At 67.7% G+C, this 16,886-nt stretch carries 17 protein-coding genes, 1 pseudogene and 1 riboswitch; of the genes and pseudogenes, 4 read left to right on the top strand and 14 right to left on the bottom strand.

Going from position 1 to position 16,886, the window contains the following annotated elements:
* Positions 1 to 152: 152 nt before the first annotated feature.
* The 8 genes from gcvP to secA2 all read right to left on the bottom strand — a co-directional run bounded on the left by gcvP (position 153) and on the right by secA2 (position 9,801).
* The gene (gcvP, locus tag JHC79_RS00220; RefSeq protein ID WP_296387860.1) at positions 153 to 2,993 is read right to left on the bottom strand and encodes an aminomethyl-transferring glycine dehydrogenase; all 2,841 of its coding nucleotides are present in this window, start codon (positions 2,991 to 2,993) and stop codon (positions 153 to 155) included.
* Positions 2,994 to 3,166: 173 nt separating this feature from the next.
* A riboswitch (glycine riboswitch) is annotated at positions 3,167 to 3,272 on the bottom strand.
* Between the two features lie 13 nt (positions 3,273 to 3,285).
* Positions 3,286 to 3,927: a MerR family transcriptional regulator gene (locus JHC79_RS00215; RefSeq protein ID WP_296387941.1), complete on the bottom strand. Its 642-nt coding sequence runs from the start codon at positions 3,925 to 3,927 to the stop codon at positions 3,286 to 3,288.
* A 265-nt stretch (positions 3,928 to 4,192) separates the two neighbouring features.
* The gene (locus JHC79_RS00210; protein ID WP_296387859.1) at positions 4,193 to 4,693 is read right to left on the bottom strand and encodes a bifunctional nuclease family protein; all 501 of its coding nucleotides are present in this window, start codon (positions 4,691 to 4,693) and stop codon (positions 4,193 to 4,195) included.
* Positions 4,694 to 4,820: 127 nt separating this feature from the next.
* Positions 4,821 to 5,543 (bottom strand): MerR family transcriptional regulator, encoded by a 723-nt coding sequence (locus JHC79_RS00205; RefSeq protein WP_296387858.1) that lies wholly within the window; start codon positions 5,541 to 5,543, stop codon positions 4,821 to 4,823.
* A gap of 3 nt (positions 5,544 to 5,546) precedes the next feature.
* Entirely contained in the window at positions 5,547 to 6,005 is a 459-nt protein-coding gene (gene garA / locus JHC79_RS00200) for a glycogen accumulation regulator GarA (RefSeq protein WP_229705398.1), read from the bottom strand.
* 278 nt (positions 6,006 to 6,283) lie between these two features.
* Positions 6,284 to 6,688, bottom strand: a complete 405-nt coding sequence (gcvH, locus tag JHC79_RS00195) for a glycine cleavage system protein GcvH (RefSeq protein WP_296387857.1) — start codon at positions 6,686 to 6,688, stop codon at positions 6,284 to 6,286.
* A 10-nt stretch (positions 6,689 to 6,698) separates the two neighbouring features.
* Complete coding sequence (locus tag JHC79_RS00190; RefSeq protein ID WP_296387856.1) at positions 6,699 to 7,313, bottom strand: CDP-alcohol phosphatidyltransferase family protein; 615 nt, start codon at positions 7,311 to 7,313, stop codon at positions 6,699 to 6,701.
* A gap of 28 nt (positions 7,314 to 7,341) precedes the next feature.
* On the bottom strand, positions 7,342 to 9,801 hold the full coding sequence (gene secA2 / locus JHC79_RS00185; RefSeq protein ID WP_296387855.1) for an accessory Sec system translocase SecA2: 2,460 nt from the start codon (positions 9,799 to 9,801) through the stop codon (positions 7,342 to 7,344).
* A 66-nt stretch (positions 9,802 to 9,867) separates the two neighbouring features.
* Here secA2 and JHC79_RS00180 point away from each other — a divergent pair, with 66 nt between their 5' ends.
* Positions 9,868 to 11,370: a hypothetical protein gene (locus JHC79_RS00180; protein ID WP_296387854.1), complete on the top strand. Its 1,503-nt coding sequence runs from the start codon at positions 9,868 to 9,870 to the stop codon at positions 11,368 to 11,370.
* Between the two features lie 2 nt (positions 11,371 to 11,372).
* Here the strand turns inward: JHC79_RS00180 and JHC79_RS00175 are convergent, their stop codons facing one another.
* A complete protein-coding gene (locus JHC79_RS00175) occupies positions 11,373 to 12,257 on the bottom strand; it encodes a hypothetical protein (protein ID WP_296387853.1) in 885 nt (294 codons plus the stop codon).
* Between the two features lie 6 nt (positions 12,258 to 12,263).
* Positions 12,264 to 13,172: an alpha/beta fold hydrolase gene (locus JHC79_RS00170; RefSeq protein WP_296387852.1), complete on the bottom strand. Its 909-nt coding sequence runs from the start codon at positions 13,170 to 13,172 to the stop codon at positions 12,264 to 12,266.
* An 84-nt stretch (positions 13,173 to 13,256) separates the two neighbouring features.
* Between JHC79_RS00170 and ppk2 the strand changes: the two genes are divergently transcribed.
* Positions 13,257 to 14,090, top strand: coding sequence for a polyphosphate kinase 2 (gene ppk2 / locus JHC79_RS00165; RefSeq protein WP_296387851.1), 834 nt, complete (start codon positions 13,257 to 13,259; stop codon positions 14,088 to 14,090).
* Positions 14,091 to 14,107: 17 nt separating this feature from the next.
* On the opposite strand, the gene JHC79_RS00160 is transcribed toward ppk2, so the two are convergent.
* Positions 14,108 to 14,665: a DUF1990 family protein gene (locus JHC79_RS00160; RefSeq protein WP_296387850.1), complete on the bottom strand. Its 558-nt coding sequence runs from the start codon at positions 14,663 to 14,665 to the stop codon at positions 14,108 to 14,110.
* Between the two features lie 17 nt (positions 14,666 to 14,682).
* On the bottom strand, positions 14,683 to 15,255 hold the full coding sequence (locus tag JHC79_RS00155) for a mismatch-specific DNA-glycosylase (RefSeq protein WP_296387849.1): 573 nt from the start codon (positions 15,253 to 15,255) through the stop codon (positions 14,683 to 14,685).
* A gap of 33 nt (positions 15,256 to 15,288) precedes the next feature.
* On the opposite strand from JHC79_RS00155, the gene JHC79_RS00150 reads away from it, so the two are divergent.
* Entirely contained in the window at positions 15,289 to 15,720 is a 432-nt protein-coding gene (locus JHC79_RS00150) for a VOC family protein (protein ID WP_296387848.1), read from the top strand.
* A 19-nt stretch (positions 15,721 to 15,739) separates the two neighbouring features.
* Here JHC79_RS00150 and JHC79_RS00145 read toward each other — a convergent pair whose 3' ends face one another.
* Together JHC79_RS00145 and JHC79_RS00140 are read right to left on the bottom strand one after the other, a co-directional pair.
* Positions 15,740 to 16,087 carry a VOC family protein gene (locus JHC79_RS00145; protein WP_296387847.1) on the bottom strand — a complete coding sequence of 116 codons (348 nt, stop codon included), beginning with the start codon at positions 16,085 to 16,087 and terminating at the stop codon, positions 15,740 to 15,742.
* A 10-nt stretch (positions 16,088 to 16,097) separates the two neighbouring features.
* Entirely contained in the window at positions 16,098 to 16,586 is a 489-nt protein-coding gene (locus tag JHC79_RS00140; protein ID WP_296387846.1) for a phospholipase A2, read from the bottom strand.
* Between the two features lie 160 nt (positions 16,587 to 16,746).
* On the opposite strand from JHC79_RS00140, the pseudogene JHC79_RS00135 reads away from it, so the two are divergent.
* Positions 16,747 to 16,886: pseudogene (locus tag JHC79_RS00135) on the top strand (short-chain dehydrogenase/reductase); the annotation flags it as partial.

The raw sequence follows: 16,886 nt of genomic DNA, 5'->3' as shown, positions 1-16,886 counted from the left end.
GCCACAACCGTCACCACTGCGCCCTCATCCGGACTCAGAGCACGCAACGCGCGCTATCGGTGACCGTTGTGGACCGGTCACGACCTCGCGCGACCAAAATCCGCTCCCGCGACCGGAATTACAGTCGCGGGAGCAGAATCGAGTCGCGGGACTCAGGCTTCGACGGGCTCGCTGAACGCCTCGATGGGCGGGCAGCTGCAGACCAGGTTGCGGTCGCCGTAGACACCGTCGATACGACGGACCGACGGCCACACCTTGTCGCGGGCCCCGGATGACGGACGCCCGCTCGGGAACGCGGCGACCTCACGCGAGTACGGGTGATCCCACTCATCGGCGACGAGGCATTCTGCGGTGTGCGGCGCGCCGCGCAGCGGGTTGTCGTCCACCGACCACGTGCCGTCGGCGACGCGGTCGATCTCGGCCTTGATCTCGACCATCGCGTCGCAGAACGCGTCGATCTCGTCGAGGTTCTCGCTCTCGGTGGGCTCGACCATGAGCGTGCCGGAGACCGGGAAGCTCATCGTCGGCGCGTGGAACCCGTAGTCGGCCAGCCGCTTGGCGACATCGTCGACGGTCACGCCGGTGGCCTTGGTGATGGGACGCAGGTCGAGGATGCACTCGTGCGCGACCGTGCCGTCGTGGCCGGTGTAGAGAACCGGGTAGTGGTCCCCGAGACGCTTGGCGATGTAGTTCGCCGACGCGATCGCGGTCAGCGTCGCCCGACGCAGGCCCTCGGCGCCCATCATGAGGATGTAGGAGTAGGTGATCGGCAGGATCGACGCCGAGCCGTACGGTGCCCCCGAGATCGTCAGTGCACCCGGCAGGTCATCGTCGAGAGGGTGTCCGGGCAGGAACTCGGCGAGGTGCTCGCGCACCCCGATCGGTCCGACACCGGGTCCACCGCCACCGTGCGGGATGCAGAAGGTCTTGTGCAGGTTGAGGTGGCTGACGTCGCCGCCGAAACGACCGGGACGTGCCACACCGACGAGGGCGTTGAGGTTCGCGCCGTCCACGTAGACCTGGCCGCCCGCATCGTGCACGGCCGAGCAGATCTCGCGGACCTCGTGCTCGAAGACGCCGTGGGTCGACGGGTAGGTGATCATGATCGCCGCCAACGACTCGGCGTGGGTGGCGATCTTCTCTTTCAGGTCGGCGGTGTCGACGTCACCGTTCGCACGGCACGCGACCACCACGACGCGCATCCCCGCCATCACCGCGGACGCGGCGTTGGTGCCGTGCGCGCTCGACGGGATCAGGCAGATGTCACGTGCGTCGTCGCCTCGACTGAGGTGGTACTTGCGGATCGCGAGCAGGCCGGCGTACTCGCCCTGCGAGCCGGCGTTGGGCTGCAGGCTGACCCGGTCGTAGCCGGTGATCTCCGACAGCCAGTGCTCCAGCCGCGAGATCATGGTGTGCATACCGACCACGTCCGACTTGGGCGCGAACGGGTGCAGGTTCGCGATCCCCGGCCAGGTGATCGGCTCCATCTCGGCGGCCGCGTTGAGCTTCATGGTGCACGACCCGAGCGGGATCATGCTGCGATCGAGCGCGATGTCCTTGTCCGACAGTCGACGCAGGTACCGCAGCATCGCCGTCTCGGTGTGGTATCGGCCGAATGCTGGATGGGTGAGGAATTCGCTGGTGCGGGTACCGAACTCGGCATCGCTCGGCTCGACGGCTGCGACACCGAACGCCTCGATGACGGCGTCGACGTGGGCGTCGATGGTCGTCTCGTCACACGCGATGCCGACATGGTCGTCGTCGACGAACCGGAGGTTGATGCCACTGGTCTTGGCCGCGGCGACCACCTCGGATGCCCGACCGGGGACCTGCGCCAGGACGGTGTCGAAGAAGGTGTCGTGCACCACCGCGTCCCCGAGGGCCGCGGCGATCCGTGCGGCGTGCGCGTGGGTACGACGTGCGATGGCCGTCAGTCCCTTGGGTCCGTGGTAGCTCGCGTACATCGCGGCCAGGACGGCGAGGAGGACCTGCGCGGTGCAGATGTTGCTGGTCGCCTTCTCGCGACGGATGTGCTGCTCACGCGTCTGCAACGACAACCGGTAGGCCAGGTTGCCATCGGCGTCCTTGGACACACCGACGAGTCGGCCGGGCAGCTGGCGGGCGTGCGCGGTGTGCACCGACAGGTAGCCGGCGTGCGGTCCGCCGAAGCCCATCGGGACGCCGAAACGTTGTGTGGTGCCGAAGCAGGCGTCCGCGCCCTGTTCGCCGGGCGAGGTGATGAGCGTCAGCGCGAGGAGATCCGCGCCGACGGCGACGAGTGCGCCGCGCTCGTGGGCCGCGGCGATGATGGGGGCGGCGTCGATGACGGCGCCCGATGCCGAGGGCACCTGCAGCAAGACACCGTAGAAGTCGCCGTCGGGCAGTCCGGCGGTCAGATCGGCGCGGACGACCTCGATCCCCAGCGGTTCGGCGCGGGTCTCGATGACGGCGAGGGTCTGGGGGAACAGGTCGGTGTCGACGACGAACCGCGGCGACTTGCTCTTGTTGGCGCGACGCAGCAGCGTCATCGCCTCGGCGGCAGCGGTCGACTCGTCCAGCATCGACGCGTTCGCCACGTCCATGCCGGTCAGGTCGGAGACCATCGTCTGGAAGTTGAGCAGCGCCTCGAGGCGTCCCTGGCTGATCTCGGGCTGGTACGGCGTGTACGCGGTGTACCAGGCGGGGTTCTCGATGAGGGATCGGCGCAGGACGGCCGGCGTGTGCGTGCCGTAGTAGCCCAGACCGATCATCGAGGTGGCCACGGTGTTCTGTGACGCGAGAGCGGCGAGTTCGGCCAGCGCCTCGACCTCGGTGGCCGCGGGCGGCAGCACGTCGAGGCCGTTGTCGTCGGCGGGGTCGGCGATCGAGGCGGGGACCACCGCGGAGGCGAGGTCCTCGAGAGAGGACACCTCGAGCAGCGCGAGGATGCGCGCGAGATCGTCGGAATCGGGGCCGACATGACGATCGGCGAAGACATCGGAGTGTTGCACCACGGGAGAACCTTTGCGCCGAGTCCGACGTCACGCCGGACGGGGTGGGTCCTCCCCCTCTGTCCTGCTCTCGCCCGACCTCGCGGTCGGACTCGAGCGCCTGAGAGATTCAACCGCGCGGGCGCGGCCTTTCACCGTGGGCGGGCGACCGAGGCCACCACTTTCCAGAGACGTCGTAGCGCACCACGGTCCTGGATGCCTGAGAGATTGACGGAGAGGTGTTGCTCCTTCGGCGGTCGGGGTGCAGCCGTGGCTGACCCGACGCTCTCCCATGGTGCGGCGACGTAGGTGAAGTCTAGCCCGTCTTGCGCGTGCGGGTCTTCCGGCGAGCCGCCAGTTCGTCCTCGGGTGCGGTCTCGCTCACACCACCGTCGGCGCGTTCACCCGGGAAGTCGGCGATGGTGCCGGACAACTCCCGCATCGCGCCGCTCACGGCGATACCGAAGACACCCTGACCGCCCTGCAGCAGGTCGACGACCTCTTCGGCCGAGGTGCACTCGTAGACGGTGGTGCCGTCGGAGAACAAGGTGATGCGCGCGAGGTCCTCGACGCCCCGCTTGCGCAGGTGGTCGACCGCGACGCGGATGTTCTGCAGCGAGATCCCGGTGTCGAGGAGTCGCTTGACGATCTTCAGGACGAGGATGTCCTTGAAGGAGTACAGCCGCTGGCTGCCGCTTCCGGCCGCGCTGCGGATCGACGGGACGACCAGTGAGGTTCGTGCCCAGTAATCGAGCTGCCGGTAGGTGATGCCCGCGATCTGGCATGCGCTCGGAACCCGGTATCCGACGAGTTCGTCGGGGACGGTGTCGTTCGGGAACAGTCCCGGTGCGACGTCGTCGAGTGTTCCCTGGGTGGGGCGCGCAGATGCGGCCACCGGTGCCGTCGCGACTTCGTCGACGCTGGTCACGCCGTCGCGGTTGTTCGGCTCATCGCCCACTGCGTACTCCTGAATGCTCACCGGGCGTCCCCGGCAACCCGAGAACGACGACGAAAACACCATCGTTGCAACTCAGATTACGCCGTCCGACCCGACCCTGGTTGGCGTCCCGCTCGATCGCGGGATCTGAGGGCAACGCTATGGCGGCGAGTGGGCGGTTTCAATGCGACTCGCGGAGCACACGACTCTCAACGTGAGGTTGAGGGTGAACCGTGACCCGGCGGATGCACAACCGTGATGTGGATCGCAGGTGCGGCGATCGGCGTCAGGAACCGCCGGTGGCCTTGAAGTCGTCCGGGGAGATGGTGTCGAGGAACTCCTTGAACTTCTCCACCTCGTCCTCTTTGACCTCGTCGGAGTCGGCGGACTCCTCGTCCGGGATCAGCAGACCGGCTTCGGCGAGCACACCTTCCTCGGCGATGATCGGAACCTCGGCCCGCATCGCGATGGCGACCGAGTCCGACGGTCGAGCCGACACGCGCAGATCGCCGGCGAAGACCATCTCGGCGTAGAACGTGCCCTCCTGCATGTCGACGATGCGAACCTCGATCAGCTCCTGGCCGAACGCGGCCACCAGGTTGACGATCAGGTCGTGGGTCAGCGGCCGGGGCGGCTCGACACCCTTCTGCCGCAGCGCGATCGACGCGGCCTCGCTCTGCCCGATCCAGATCGGGAGATAGCGCTCGCCGTCCACCTCGCGGAGGAGCAGCACCGGTTGGCCCTGGGGCGGTTCCACGCGAATCCCGACCACCTGCATCTCACCCATGTCGCACCGTGCCCATCGAGTGTTCTCCCAACCTGCTGTCGACAACCGCACGCCCGCGCGGTCGGCCACCACCAATGTTATGGCACGAACCCGACCGCTCTCAGTCTGAATTCGACGCTACTCCCGCTCAGTCGAGTGCGTCGCGCACCGCAGCCTTGACGAGCTGGGTATGCAGGGTGACCGACAGCGCCGCCACCTCGCGGATCAACTCCTCCGCGCGGTCACGGGCACCGGCGCCTTTGCTCTTGGCGATCGGGTTGGCGATCTGCGCCACGAGGCCGGCCTCACGGTCGGCCGACACCTTGAACGCACGGAGGTGCCGGGCCTCGAGGCCGAAGTCGGCGAGCGCTGCGGCTGCTTCCACCAGGCGGACGGCGTCCTCGTCGAAGAACCCACCGGGTCCCGCCGACAGCAGGCCGCTGCGTTGCAGCTCGGCGACGAAGGCCGCGTCGGCGCCGGTGCGCTCGAGCAGGGTCTCGCGCGAGATCCGACCGCTCGATCGTTCGAAGTCGATCGCAGGCGCCACCCACGACCGTGCCGACGACAACAGTCGCGGTGTGCCGGGGTCGACGCGCTCGCCGCGGTCGATGGCCTCGAGTTGTTCCTTGATGACCTTCAGCGGCAGGTAACGGTCGCGCTGTGCGGTGAGCACGAAGCGCAACCGCTCACAATCGGCGTGGCTGAAACGTCGGTAGCCCGACGGTGAACGCTCCGGGGTGATCAGCCCCTCCGCCTCGAGGAAACGAATCTTCGAGATCGTGACGTCGGGGAAATCGCCCCGCAGACGATCCAGGACCGATCCGATGGACATCGATCCTTCGTGTCGACCACCCGAGGACGGTGCGGTCATCGATTAACCGGCGGCCTGGGATCCGTCGTCGTGCGGTCCGCTGAGGAACACCAGACGGAACTTGCCGATCTGGACCTCGTCACCATTGGCCAGCACAGCGGAGTCGACCGGCTCGCGGTTGACGTACGTGCCGTTCAGGCTGCCCACGTCGACGACCTGGAACTCGTTGTCGCCCAAGCGGAACTCCGCGTGACGGCGACTGACGGTGACGTCGTCGAGGAAGATGTCGCTGTCGGGGTGGCGACCGGCCGACGTGGTGGCCTGGTCCAGGAGGAAGCGAGAGCCCGCGTTGGGACCGCGCTTGACCACGAGGAGAGCGGTCCCGGCCGACAGGCGCTCGGCGCCGGTCTCCGAGGTCTCGGTCGAGCCTCCGTTGGCGTCGAGCTCCTTGATGAAGTCGGCGCGGAAGACCGAGGTCGTCTCCACAGGTGCCTGGAGGTCCTTGTCGTTGTCGCTCACCAATTCTCCTTAAGTGTTCCGTGCCCATCCGATGGTCTCGGTGTGGGACGCGATGGCCGGTCTGCCGTGACGTTCCGGCAGATCATGGCCATGATGTTCGGGGTCGGTCTCAGACGCTTCGATGTAGTGCGGTGGTCGCCGGCGCCCAGCGGTCGAAATCGGATCTCGCCGCGCCCCGACCGCTTTGTTCCACTGACCGTACCCTGCCCAGTCGGGCGGAGACACCGCCGATCCTAACCGCTGACCGACGCGAAATACCGGCGGTCGAGGGACTCGGCGGATCAGCCCTCGATGACCGCGCGGTACGCGTCGGCGTCGAGCATGTCCTCGAGGAGGACACCGAGATCGGTCCCCTCGGGAACGGCGATCTCGACCAGCCATCCGGCACCGTACGGGTCGGAGTTGACCAGCTCGGGGGTGGCGTCGAGATCGTCGTTGACGGCCGCGATGGATCCGTCGATGGGACCGAAGATGTCCGAGACGCTCTTGGTCGACTCGACCTCGGCGAAGGACTCACCCTTGTCCACGGCGTCGTCGACGGCGGGCAGCTGCACGAACACCACGTCGCCGAGCTGATCCTGGGCGTAGGCGGTGATGCCGATCCGGACCACGCCCGGCGCGGTCTGCTCGATCCACTCGTGTTCGACGGTGTAGCGCAGGTTTTCGGGCACCTCGATCTCAGTCACGCGGAGAACCTTAGCGCGAATCGGCTGCCGACATCCCACCGCCCGGTGGCATCTTCTGCATCACCAGGACGGTCTGTACCCAGTACTGCAGGAACGACCAGACATACATGCCGGTGCCCCAGATCAGGAACGCCCAGCCGATCGGTCGCAGGATGTCGCCGAACACACCGTCGAGCTGTCCACCGAGTATCAACGGGAATCCGTACATGAGCGCGAAGGTCGCGGCCTTGCCCACGTACGTCGTCGGTAGTGCGGTCAGTCCCCTCGTCCGCAACAGCGGCACGCTGAGCAGTAGCAGCAGGTCTCGGCCGATGAGGATCCCGATCAACCACCACGGGATGATCTCGCGGACGCCCAGCCCGATGGGGACGATGATCATGTAGATCCGGTCGGCCGCGGGGTCGAGAAGGGCGCCGAGTCTCGACGACTGGTTGAGCAGTCTGGCGAGTTTTCCGTCGGCATAGTCGGAGAAACCCGACACGAGCAGGACCACGAAGGCCCACCCGTCGGCCTTCTCGACGAGCAGCAGCCACAGGAACACCGGCACGAGTACGAGCCGCAGGAAACTGAGCGCGTTCGGAATCGTCAGCACGCGGTCGGCGGACTGTTGCGCCTCTGCACTCATGCGCTCAGCCTGTCACAGGAGTCCGGTGTCAGCGGAAGATGCCGATGATGCCCTGCAGGGTCTTGGCGCCGCCGCCTGCGAACGGGTTGTCGTGGACCATGTACGTCCAGGTGGTGGTGGTGCGACGCAGGTCGGCACCCTCGAGGTCGACACCGTCGGCGGTGATCGTCGCCTCGCGGAACGTCTTGCGCGCGTTGTCCACCGCCTCTGCGGGCAGACGGCCGAACTCGTCGAGGATCAGCTTGTGGAACTCGTCGAGCGGGCTCTGCCTGCCGATGGAGCGCAGATGGATGCTGGCGCGGACGTCGGCGACGAACGCCAGATGATCGGCCCACGCACGGTCGAGGTGGTAGAGCACGATCTCACGCGCCGCCTGGACCAGCACGTCGTGCGGCACAGGCTCGGCCGGAGCCCTGTCCTCGGTGGCGACCGCAGCCTTGGTGATGGTCACCTCGGCGGCGTCGCCCGAATCGGGGTCGGTGGCCGATGTCGCATCGTCGGGCGCGTCGGTGTCGGCGGCGCCGGCCGCCTTCTCGACCGACGTGCCGGTCAGCTCCGCATAGCGCTCCGGCTCGCTCGATGTGAGTTCGTCGAGCGCGATCTCGGTGGTCAGCACCTCCATGCGACGTTTGACCACGATGTCGCGCTGCTGGTTGACCAGCTTGTTGTAGCGCCAGGTGTTCGCATGCAGCTCGAGCATGATGCCCTCGGCGACGCGCTGCGCCTGTTCGATCAGCTCGATCCCCTTGGCGCCCATCGAACCGTCCTCGGACTCGGACTCCGGGTCGCGCTTGAACGACAGATTCCGGGTGACCACCGGGTCCTCGAGGCTGGAGAAGAACACCGACCGGCCGGGGTCGCCCTGGCGGCCCGCGCGACCGCGCAGCTGGTTGTCGAGGCGTTCGGTGTCGTGGCGTCCGGTGCCCACGACGCACAGACCGCCGAGCTCCACGATCTGGTCGCGGGCGCCGGTGGACTTGCCGTCCTTCTCGCCGCGGGATCCGCCGAGCTTGATGTCGGTGCCGCGACCGGCCATCTGCGTCGACACGGTGACCGCGTCGAGCGCACCCGCCTCGGCGATGATCGACGCCTCCTCGGCATCGTTCTTGGCGTTCAGCACAACCGCTTTCACGCCGGCGCGATCGAGCAGGTACTCGAGCTCCTCGGATTCGGCCACGTCGTGGGTGCCGATGAGCACCGGCTGACCCGTCTCGTGGATCTCCTTGACGAACGCCACGACGGCCTCGGCCTTGTTGGCCTTGGTGTCGTAGACACGGTCGGCCTCGTCGATGCGGATGTTGTCGGTGTTCTGCGGGATCTGCGAGACCGCGAGCTCGTAGAACTGGCGGAACTGCTCACCGGCCGCGAGCGCGGTACCGGTCATGCCGCACACCGTCGGGTACCGGCCGATCAGCGCCTGGACGGTCATGGTGTCGATGACCTCACCGGAATCGGTCTGTGCGAGGCCTTCTTTGAGCTCGACCGCTGCCTGCAGCCCGTCGGGCCACCGCTGCAGCTGCGCGACGCGGCCCCGCGAGGCGTTGATCAGGTGGACGCCGCCGTCGCGGACGATGTAGTGCACGTCGCGTTCGGTGAGGATGTGCGCATGCATGGCGATGTTGACGTGCACGAGGGTGGTGCCGACGTGCTCCTCGTCGTAGAGGTTGATGCCGCCGAGCTCGGCCTCGATGAACTCCGCGCCCTCGTCGGTGAGGAAGACGTTGCGCCCGTCGGTGTCGATCTCGTAGTGGTTGCGCTTGAGTTTGCCGACGGCGTCGTGGATCGGCTTGTCCGGCACCTCGCCGGTGGTGGCACCGGCCAGGATCAGCGGGACCAGCGCCTCGTCGACGAGTACGGAGTCCGCCTCGTCGATGATGGCGACGTCCGGTCGCGGCGAGACGAGCTCGTCGGCGTGGGTGACGAGTTGGTCACGCAGGACATCGAAGCCGACCTCGTTGACCGAGCCGTAGGTGATGTCGGCGTCGTAGGCGGCCTTGCGCTCGGCACGGGTCGACGCCTCGGAGACGAATCCGGTGGTGATGTCGAACAGCGTGAACAGCGGCTTCATCTGATTCGCGTCACGGGTCGCGAGGTAGTCGTTGACCGAGATGACGTGCACGCGGTGACCCTGCAGGACGTAGCCGATAGCGGCGATCGCGCCGGCGAGCGTCTTGCCCTCGCCGGTGGCCATCTCGACGACGTCGGCCTCGAGCAGACGCAGAGCGCCCTGCAGCTGCACGTCGAAGGGCCGCATGTCGAGGGTGCGCTCGCCGGCCTCGCGGGCCAGCGCCAGGAACTTCGCACGGTCGGTGCCTGCGGGGTCGGTGATGTCGAGCTTCTCGGCGGCGGCCGCGAACTCGGAGTCGGCCAACCCGGCGGCCCACGAGTCGTGTTCGGTCGACTGCTTGATCAAGGTGATCGATTTCGACTGGTTCCGCGACGATTGCGCTCCCAGCGCGCGCCACATCCTGTTCGAGAGCTTTCCCACCGCGCCGGACTCCTCACTGTCGTCGAACCGGCGTGTCCGCCGGTCAGCGTGATCTACCGTACGCGGATGAGTCTGCGGACCATCGTCGTCCTCCGCGCTGTCGTCGCGGGTGCGCTCTTCGCGTGCGGAATCGGTCTCGGCGCGAACAACGGCTGGCTGATGGCGCTCGTCGTCGGGGTGCCCCTCATCGTCACCGGGGTCGTGGTCTCTCCTCGACCGAGCCGGGTGAGTGAACTGCCTGTGTGGTCACAGGCCAGTCCGGGCGTCGGGGCGCAGGTACAGGCCCTCACGCGCAGCACACTCGGCGACCTCGACCGGCAACCCTGCCTGGTCACAGCGACGGTGTCGCCGGACGACGACACCCCATACGAGGCCCGATGGCTCACCTCCATGACGCGGTCCGATGTCACCGCCCTGCTCGACGCACCTCACGTCGAGCTGCCCGATGCGCTGGTCCCGCCCCGCGAACCCACCAGCCCGGAGTTCGACGACGTACCGGGCCGGCGGGTGCTGATCTACCCGGCGGTCACGGTCGCGGTGCTGGCCGTGCTGCTCGCACTCGTGCCGGCGTCGGTGTGGCGCGTCGATGTCACGACGTCCTCGTCGAGCTCCGGCTCACCGTCGGGCCGCAGTTCGCCGGGGAGCGTGACCGCAGGTCAACTGGCGTCCGCGGTGCAGCATGCGAGGACGATCTCGCCGACCGCGGCACAGAACATCCTGCAGATCCGGTTGTCCGACACCGGCAGCGACGGCGTCGATGTGTTCCTCCCGGACACCGGCCAGGTGGTCTCGGCCAACCGCAGTTCGAACGGGTGGCGCGATCAACCGCCGCGTGGGACCCGACTGCGCAGCGCGGACGCGTTCCCCCTGAGCGATCTGGATCGGTTCGACGTCTCCACGGTCGCGTCCGACATGATCGCCGGAGACGGGAAGCTCCTCGGTCTCGACATCAAACGTCCGGCCACGGGTGCCGCACCGCTTGCGACCGGAACCGTGGGGCCCAGCGTCTTCGACAGACGCACCGTGCAGGCGCGCCTGACCGGCGAGGTGGCCGAGACCTTCGACCCAGGCGATCTAGCGGTGTCGATGCGGATCGCCGCCGACGCCGTCCGCGCGGCGAGACTGCCCACCGCGGCACCGGTTCTCACCCGCTTCGAGATCCGCGGAACGCGAGAGGGGACGCCGATCATGCGGGCCGGCTCCATCCAGAACTCCGGCGGCGTACTGATCGAGTACTCGACCGAGACCACCACCGGGTCGATCGTCGTGCGCCCCGGCGAGTTCCCGACCTCCGAGAGCCCGCCGTACGAGAACAAGGCGGGCCGGCTGCCCCGAGGCGCGGCGGCATTCGATCAGCTGTCCGAGAGGACGTTCGCCCGCATTCGCGACGATGCGATGCGACGAGGCGATGTCGCGGCGTTCGACCGGACCGCCGTCGATCTCCAGGTCACCCAGGGCAGCTCCGACGACGACTACGGCCCGGTCATCTACGCGGCGGTCGGTCCGTCCTCCCGATCGCAGGGCACCTACGGCCTCGACGGCGCCTTCCTACGCCCGCAGTTGTACTGAGATCAGTCCGCGGGGTCGGCCAGGCACCGCTGCCAGGCATCACGGAGCACGAAGACCGATCGCTGGTACCGGTCCGCGTAGTCGCGGTCGTCGGGAAACCTGTCGGTGCGCAATGCCTCGGCGGCGTCCATCGCCTCCTGGAACCGCTGGACGGCGGGACGGGTCACGTCGGTGACGTCGGGTGACCGCAGCGCGAGGTCGGTGTCGAGTTCGTAGGGCGCGTACTCCGACATCACCGCATCGTGCATGCGCGTCGCGGCCTCCCAGAGGCGTTGCGCCGCTTCATCGGTGCCTGCGTCGGCGACGCGCGCCATCCGCGGACCCGTCGCTGCCACGGGGGTATCGGCGACGCGCCGGTGCGGCGCGAGCGCGACAAGTCGGGCGGCGACCTCCTGTGCGGCGGGGTCGGATCCCATGACCGCGACCTGCCATCGGTCCACCACCTCGTCGTCGCCGGGCGCGGTGTCGAGGCGGGCGATCTCGAGCTGCAGATAACCGCAGCCCTTCACCGTCAGGCGCCGGGCCGATGAGCCGCGCATCGACGAGGTCGACGTCGCGACCGCGCCACCCGGCGCGACCGACCGCAGGCGACGTACCGCGATCTCCTCGATGGTGACGTCCTCGTCGCCGAGGTAGATCCATTCGTCGTCGACGGTGAGGATCACCGCACCGCGGCTCAGCTGCCGTCCGACCGCGGCGACCGCGATGCTGCCCATGACGGCGCCGGCGACGACGCCTGCCACCAGCGCCGAGTCGACCTCGGCCGCTCGCAGGATCACCAGGGCGACCAGTGCGGCGGCCAGCAGCGCGGCCGCGGCCGCCGCCGCGACCCGATGCCCCACCCCGAGGTACTCGGTCCGCGAGGTGACCGACACCGACCCGGACACGGCGACTCAGACCGCGAGTTGCTCGTCGAGGAAGTCGACGTAGTCGGCGATGGCCTGCTCGAAGGGTTCGCCGACGTAGATGTCGAAGTGTCCGATCGGATACCGCTTGACCGTCCCGCGGCGCGCCTGCGCGGCGTACTTCAGCGTCGGTCCGGCCGGCGCGACGGTGTCGTTGTCACAGACCCCGAACAACACCGGCGCGGTGATGTCGCGGACTCGCCGCCCGGGACGTTCGAGCGGAACCGACAGCCCGAAACTCGCGGTCACCGCGTTGGAGAACTCCATACCGTCGGGGACGATGCCCAGGTAGCCGTCCATCACGTCGGGGGCGTTCATCAGCGCGGTCTCGCCGGGATGGCCCGCGAGCGGGACCAGCACACGCGACCGATGGGTGACCGCGGCGACCAGATCCCGGACCGCCAGCACGCTCAGCCGCATCGAGGCGCCGAGCCCCTGCGTCTTCGACGACGCGATGCCGTCGGTGAAGGGGCACTGGGAGATCACCGCCGCGATGCGATGGTCTTCCGCCGCGACAGCGAGCACATGTCCCCCACCGAAAGACGACCCGAAGATCGCGACACGGTCGGGGTCGATGCCGGGCAGCGACCGGGCGTAGGCGATCGCGGCGTGCCAGTCGGCGCGCTGCTTCGTGATGTCGAGGAGTTGTCGTGGCGACCCCTCACTCGCACCGAAGTGCCGGTAGTCGAACACCAGTGCCGCATAACCGGCGTCGACGAATCGTTCGGCGAACGCATCCAGGCGCATCTCCTTCACGGCGCCCAGTCCGTGGCCGAGCACCACGATCGGCCGATCGGACGTCTCGTCGATGGAATCGCCGGCGTCCGGGCGGTACAGCCACGCCGCGCAGCGATCTGTCCCCGAACTGAATGCGACATCCTCACGCGTATGTGTCATGCGGGCAATTATGCGGGTCGGCCGGTCACGGAGAAACCGTTTGCACATCGGACAGTTCCGACATTCCGGCACTAAACTCCCGCCATGGGCAAGAAGAAGCGCACCTCGAAGATCCCGAACGCCGTCTACGAGGCCGAATTGTTTCGCTTGCAGACCGAATTCGTGAAGCTGCAGGAGTGGGTGCGCGAGACCGGGACGCGCGTGGTGGTGATCTTCGAGGGCCGGGACGCCGCGGGCAAGGGCGGCACGATCAAACGGATCACCGAATACCTGAGTCCGCGCGTCGCCCGGGTGGTGGCGCTGCCCGCGCCGAACGACCGGGAACGGGGGCAGTGGTACTACCAGCGCTACATCGCCCACCTGCCCGCCCCCGGCGAGATCGTGCTGCTCGACCGTTCCTGGTACAACCGCGGCGGGGTCGAACGCGTGATGGGTTTCTGTACTCCTGGGGAACATTCGCGCTTCCTACGCCAGACCCCGATCTTCGAGCAGATGCTCATCGACGACGGGATCATCCTGCGCAAGTACTGGTTCTCGGTCTCCGACAGTGAGCAGCTCAGACGGTTCCGGTCCCGGTTGAACGACCCGGTGCGTCAATGGAAGCTGAGCCCGATGGATCTGGAATCGGTGTATCGGTGGGAGGACTACTCGCGCGCCAAGGACGAGATGATGGTGCACACCGACACCCCGTTGAGCCCCTGGTTCGTCGTGGAGTCCGAGGTCAAGAAGCACGCCCGGATCAACATGATGTCGCACCTGCTGTCCACCATTGATTATCACGAGATCCCCCGTGAGACAGTCGAACTGCCCAAGCGACCGATCGAGACAACCAACTACGTCCGACCTCCCCGAGAGCTCTCGACGTACGTCCCCGATCACGTGTCCGCCCTCATGGGTGACCGGGAGTCCGACATCTGACACACGGACCCCGGGGCTCAGGGCGTCGGCAGCGAAGCCATCCCACGGAGATAACGACCGGCGACGATCTTCTGCGCCAACGGGCCGAGGGGGCCTGCCACGGTCGTCAGCCGACTGCCCGACCGGGAGAACGCCGCGACGCCGAACACGACCGAGTCGTCGTCGCGGTGCTCGACGGCGAACAGCTCCTCCCCCAGCTCGGGATGGCCCGGCAGGGTTCCGTAGGCGAAACCGGCGTGGCGCGGCTCGTCGATCACGTAGACCACCCGTGCCGGCGCGTGGATCCGGACGGGCCCCACGCCGAGCGCAAGACGGGCCACCGTGCCCTCCACGACCGTCTCGTCGGAGGCCGCGACAGCGATGCCGGCGCGCAGTTGGACCTGCCAGGTCATGACGGCGTGCGCGCACTGGGTGAAGCGGGCCCGGCCGCTGCCGATCACGACCTCGCGACGCTGGTGGTGATATCCCGATGGCATCTCGCCGCGCGTGGTGCCGACCTCGAAGTAGGTGTAGCCACTCGCGCGCAGCTGCGACGCCATGGTCGGATCGAGCGGGGTGACGGCATCGGTGCGCATACCCGACGGTAGCGGCGTCACCCGGCGTCGACCATCCCCGCTGCCAGTCCGACCCTGCGGTAGGCGGCGGCCAGGGAGTCGACGGTGTCGTGGGCGTTGAGACCGCTCGGGTTGGGGACGACCCACAGCGGGGTCCCCGCGAGCTTCTCGTCCTGTTCCCCGGTAACGGCCCTTGGCCGCCGGAAGGCGGTGCGGTAGGCCGTGATCCCGGCGACCGCGACCACCCGCGGCGCGACCCTCCGCACGGTGTCGAGCAGCTTCTGCGTCCCGTCTCGAAGTTCTTCTGACGTCAGTTCGTCGGCGCGGGCGGTCGCCCTCGGGGCGAGGTTGGTGATCCCGATCCCCCGTCGCAGCAACATCTCCCGGTCGGCGGCGGTGTACCCGTCCGACGCGTCGATCAGTCGGTCGAGGATGCCCGCACGGTGCAACGCGGGATAGAACCGGTTGCCCGGTCGGGCGAAGTGCGCGCCCGTGGCCGCTGTCCACAGGCTGGGGTTGATCCCGACGAAGAGCAGGCGACAGTTGTCGCCGATCAGGTCATCGACCACAGCATCGCGATAGCCGGCCAGCTCTGCCTTCGTGAATCCCATCCCCGGAGTAGATCAGCTCGTAGAATCCGCCCGATGAAGCAGCAGGCCAGTTTCATCACCTTCGCCACCCCCGACCTCGACGCCGCGCGATCGTTCTACTGCACCGGACTGGGGTGGGAACCGCTGCTCGACGTCCCCGGCGAGATCCTGTTCTTCCAGGTCGCGCCCGGGTTGCTCCTGGGGTTGTTCGACGCCGACAGCTTCGAGTCCGATCTCGCGGGAGCAGGCAACGGGTCGACGGTCTCCGGGGTGACGATCGCCAACAACGTCGACAGTCGGGACGAGGTGATCGATGTCGTCGATCAGATGGCCGCGGCCGGCGCGACCGTTCTCAAACCTCCTCAGGACGGCGCCTTCGGCGGCATCTTCCACGCCCATGTCGCCGACCCGAACGGCGTGATCTGGGAGATCGCACACAACCCCGGTTGGCGCGTGGAGGAGGACGGAACGGTCGTCTTCGGCTGACGATTTCAAGCGGAGGACGCTAGTGGTGCGTGAGGACGTTGACCACGGTGCCCGCGCTGTCGCGGTAGAAGAACCGACGCACGCCCCACTCCTCGTCACTCAGCGGATGCACGATCTCCAGTGATGCATCGAGTGCCGCCTGATATCTCGCATCGACGTCGGACACCTCGATCGACACCGCCGGGTTGCACGGAGCCGTCTGGTCTTTCGTCATCACGCTCACCTGGCAACTGTGGTCGGAGTTGGCCAGGGTGGCGATCCACCCGCGGTCCATCACCACCTCCAGACCCAGGACCGCTCGGTGTTCGGCGACGGCCGCGGCCAGATCGGTGACCGTGACGACCGGCATCACACGGGTGACTGTCATGGCATAAGGATCACAGGTGTGCGGCGGTCACCGCAGCCCAATAGATGTCGGCGGTGGCGTTGCAGGTCGTCAACGCGGTCCCGGCGCCATAGGCGTACGCGCAGTTGGTCTTCAGGTCGTTGCGAAGCGCGGTGTTGCACGCGGTGTAGTTGGTGCCCGATGCGTCGGCTCGGTCGTAGCAGAGGTCGTGGCGCGCACACGGTCCGCGGAAGTCGGCGGCGAAGTAGCTGTCCGGCGACGACGTGCAGTAGTCATGGCGGGCAACGGGAGCCAGGTTCGTGTTGTAGACGTAATTGCTCGGGATGCCGACGAACGCCGCCGCCGAGGTGGACCGCGACTGCACCGACACGGGTGGCCCGGGGTAGACCTGCGACGCCGCCTGCGCGGCGGGGTCGATCGGGTACTGCTCGGTCGGTGTGGCCGACGCGGTGGCCTGGTTGCCGAGAACGGCGATCACCAGCAGGGCGAAGGTCACGACGGCGGCGCGGATTCGGTTCATTACCGGAGGTAATCACCTGATCGTGACGCCGGCATCCGAAATGGGCGAATTCCGTGTGAATTGCGAACGACGTGATCGCGTTCGGGAATGACGATGCGGCCGCAGCCCGTTGCAGCGAGCGTGTGCCGGTTTTCGGCACCTCGAACGGAAGGTTGCGATCATGAGCGGAAAAGTGTGGTTCATCACCGGTACGTCCCGCGGATTCGGACGCGAGTGGGCTATCGCCGCGCTCGAGCGCGGAGACAAGGTAGCGGCCACCGCGCGTGACACGTCGAAGCTCGACGATCTCACCGCGAAGTA

This window comes from Williamsia sp. (assembly GCF_016462415.1).
GTDB lineage: Bacteria > Actinomycetota > Actinomycetes > Mycobacteriales > Mycobacteriaceae > Williamsia_A.
This window is presented reverse-complemented; position numbering and strand designations above follow the sequence as displayed.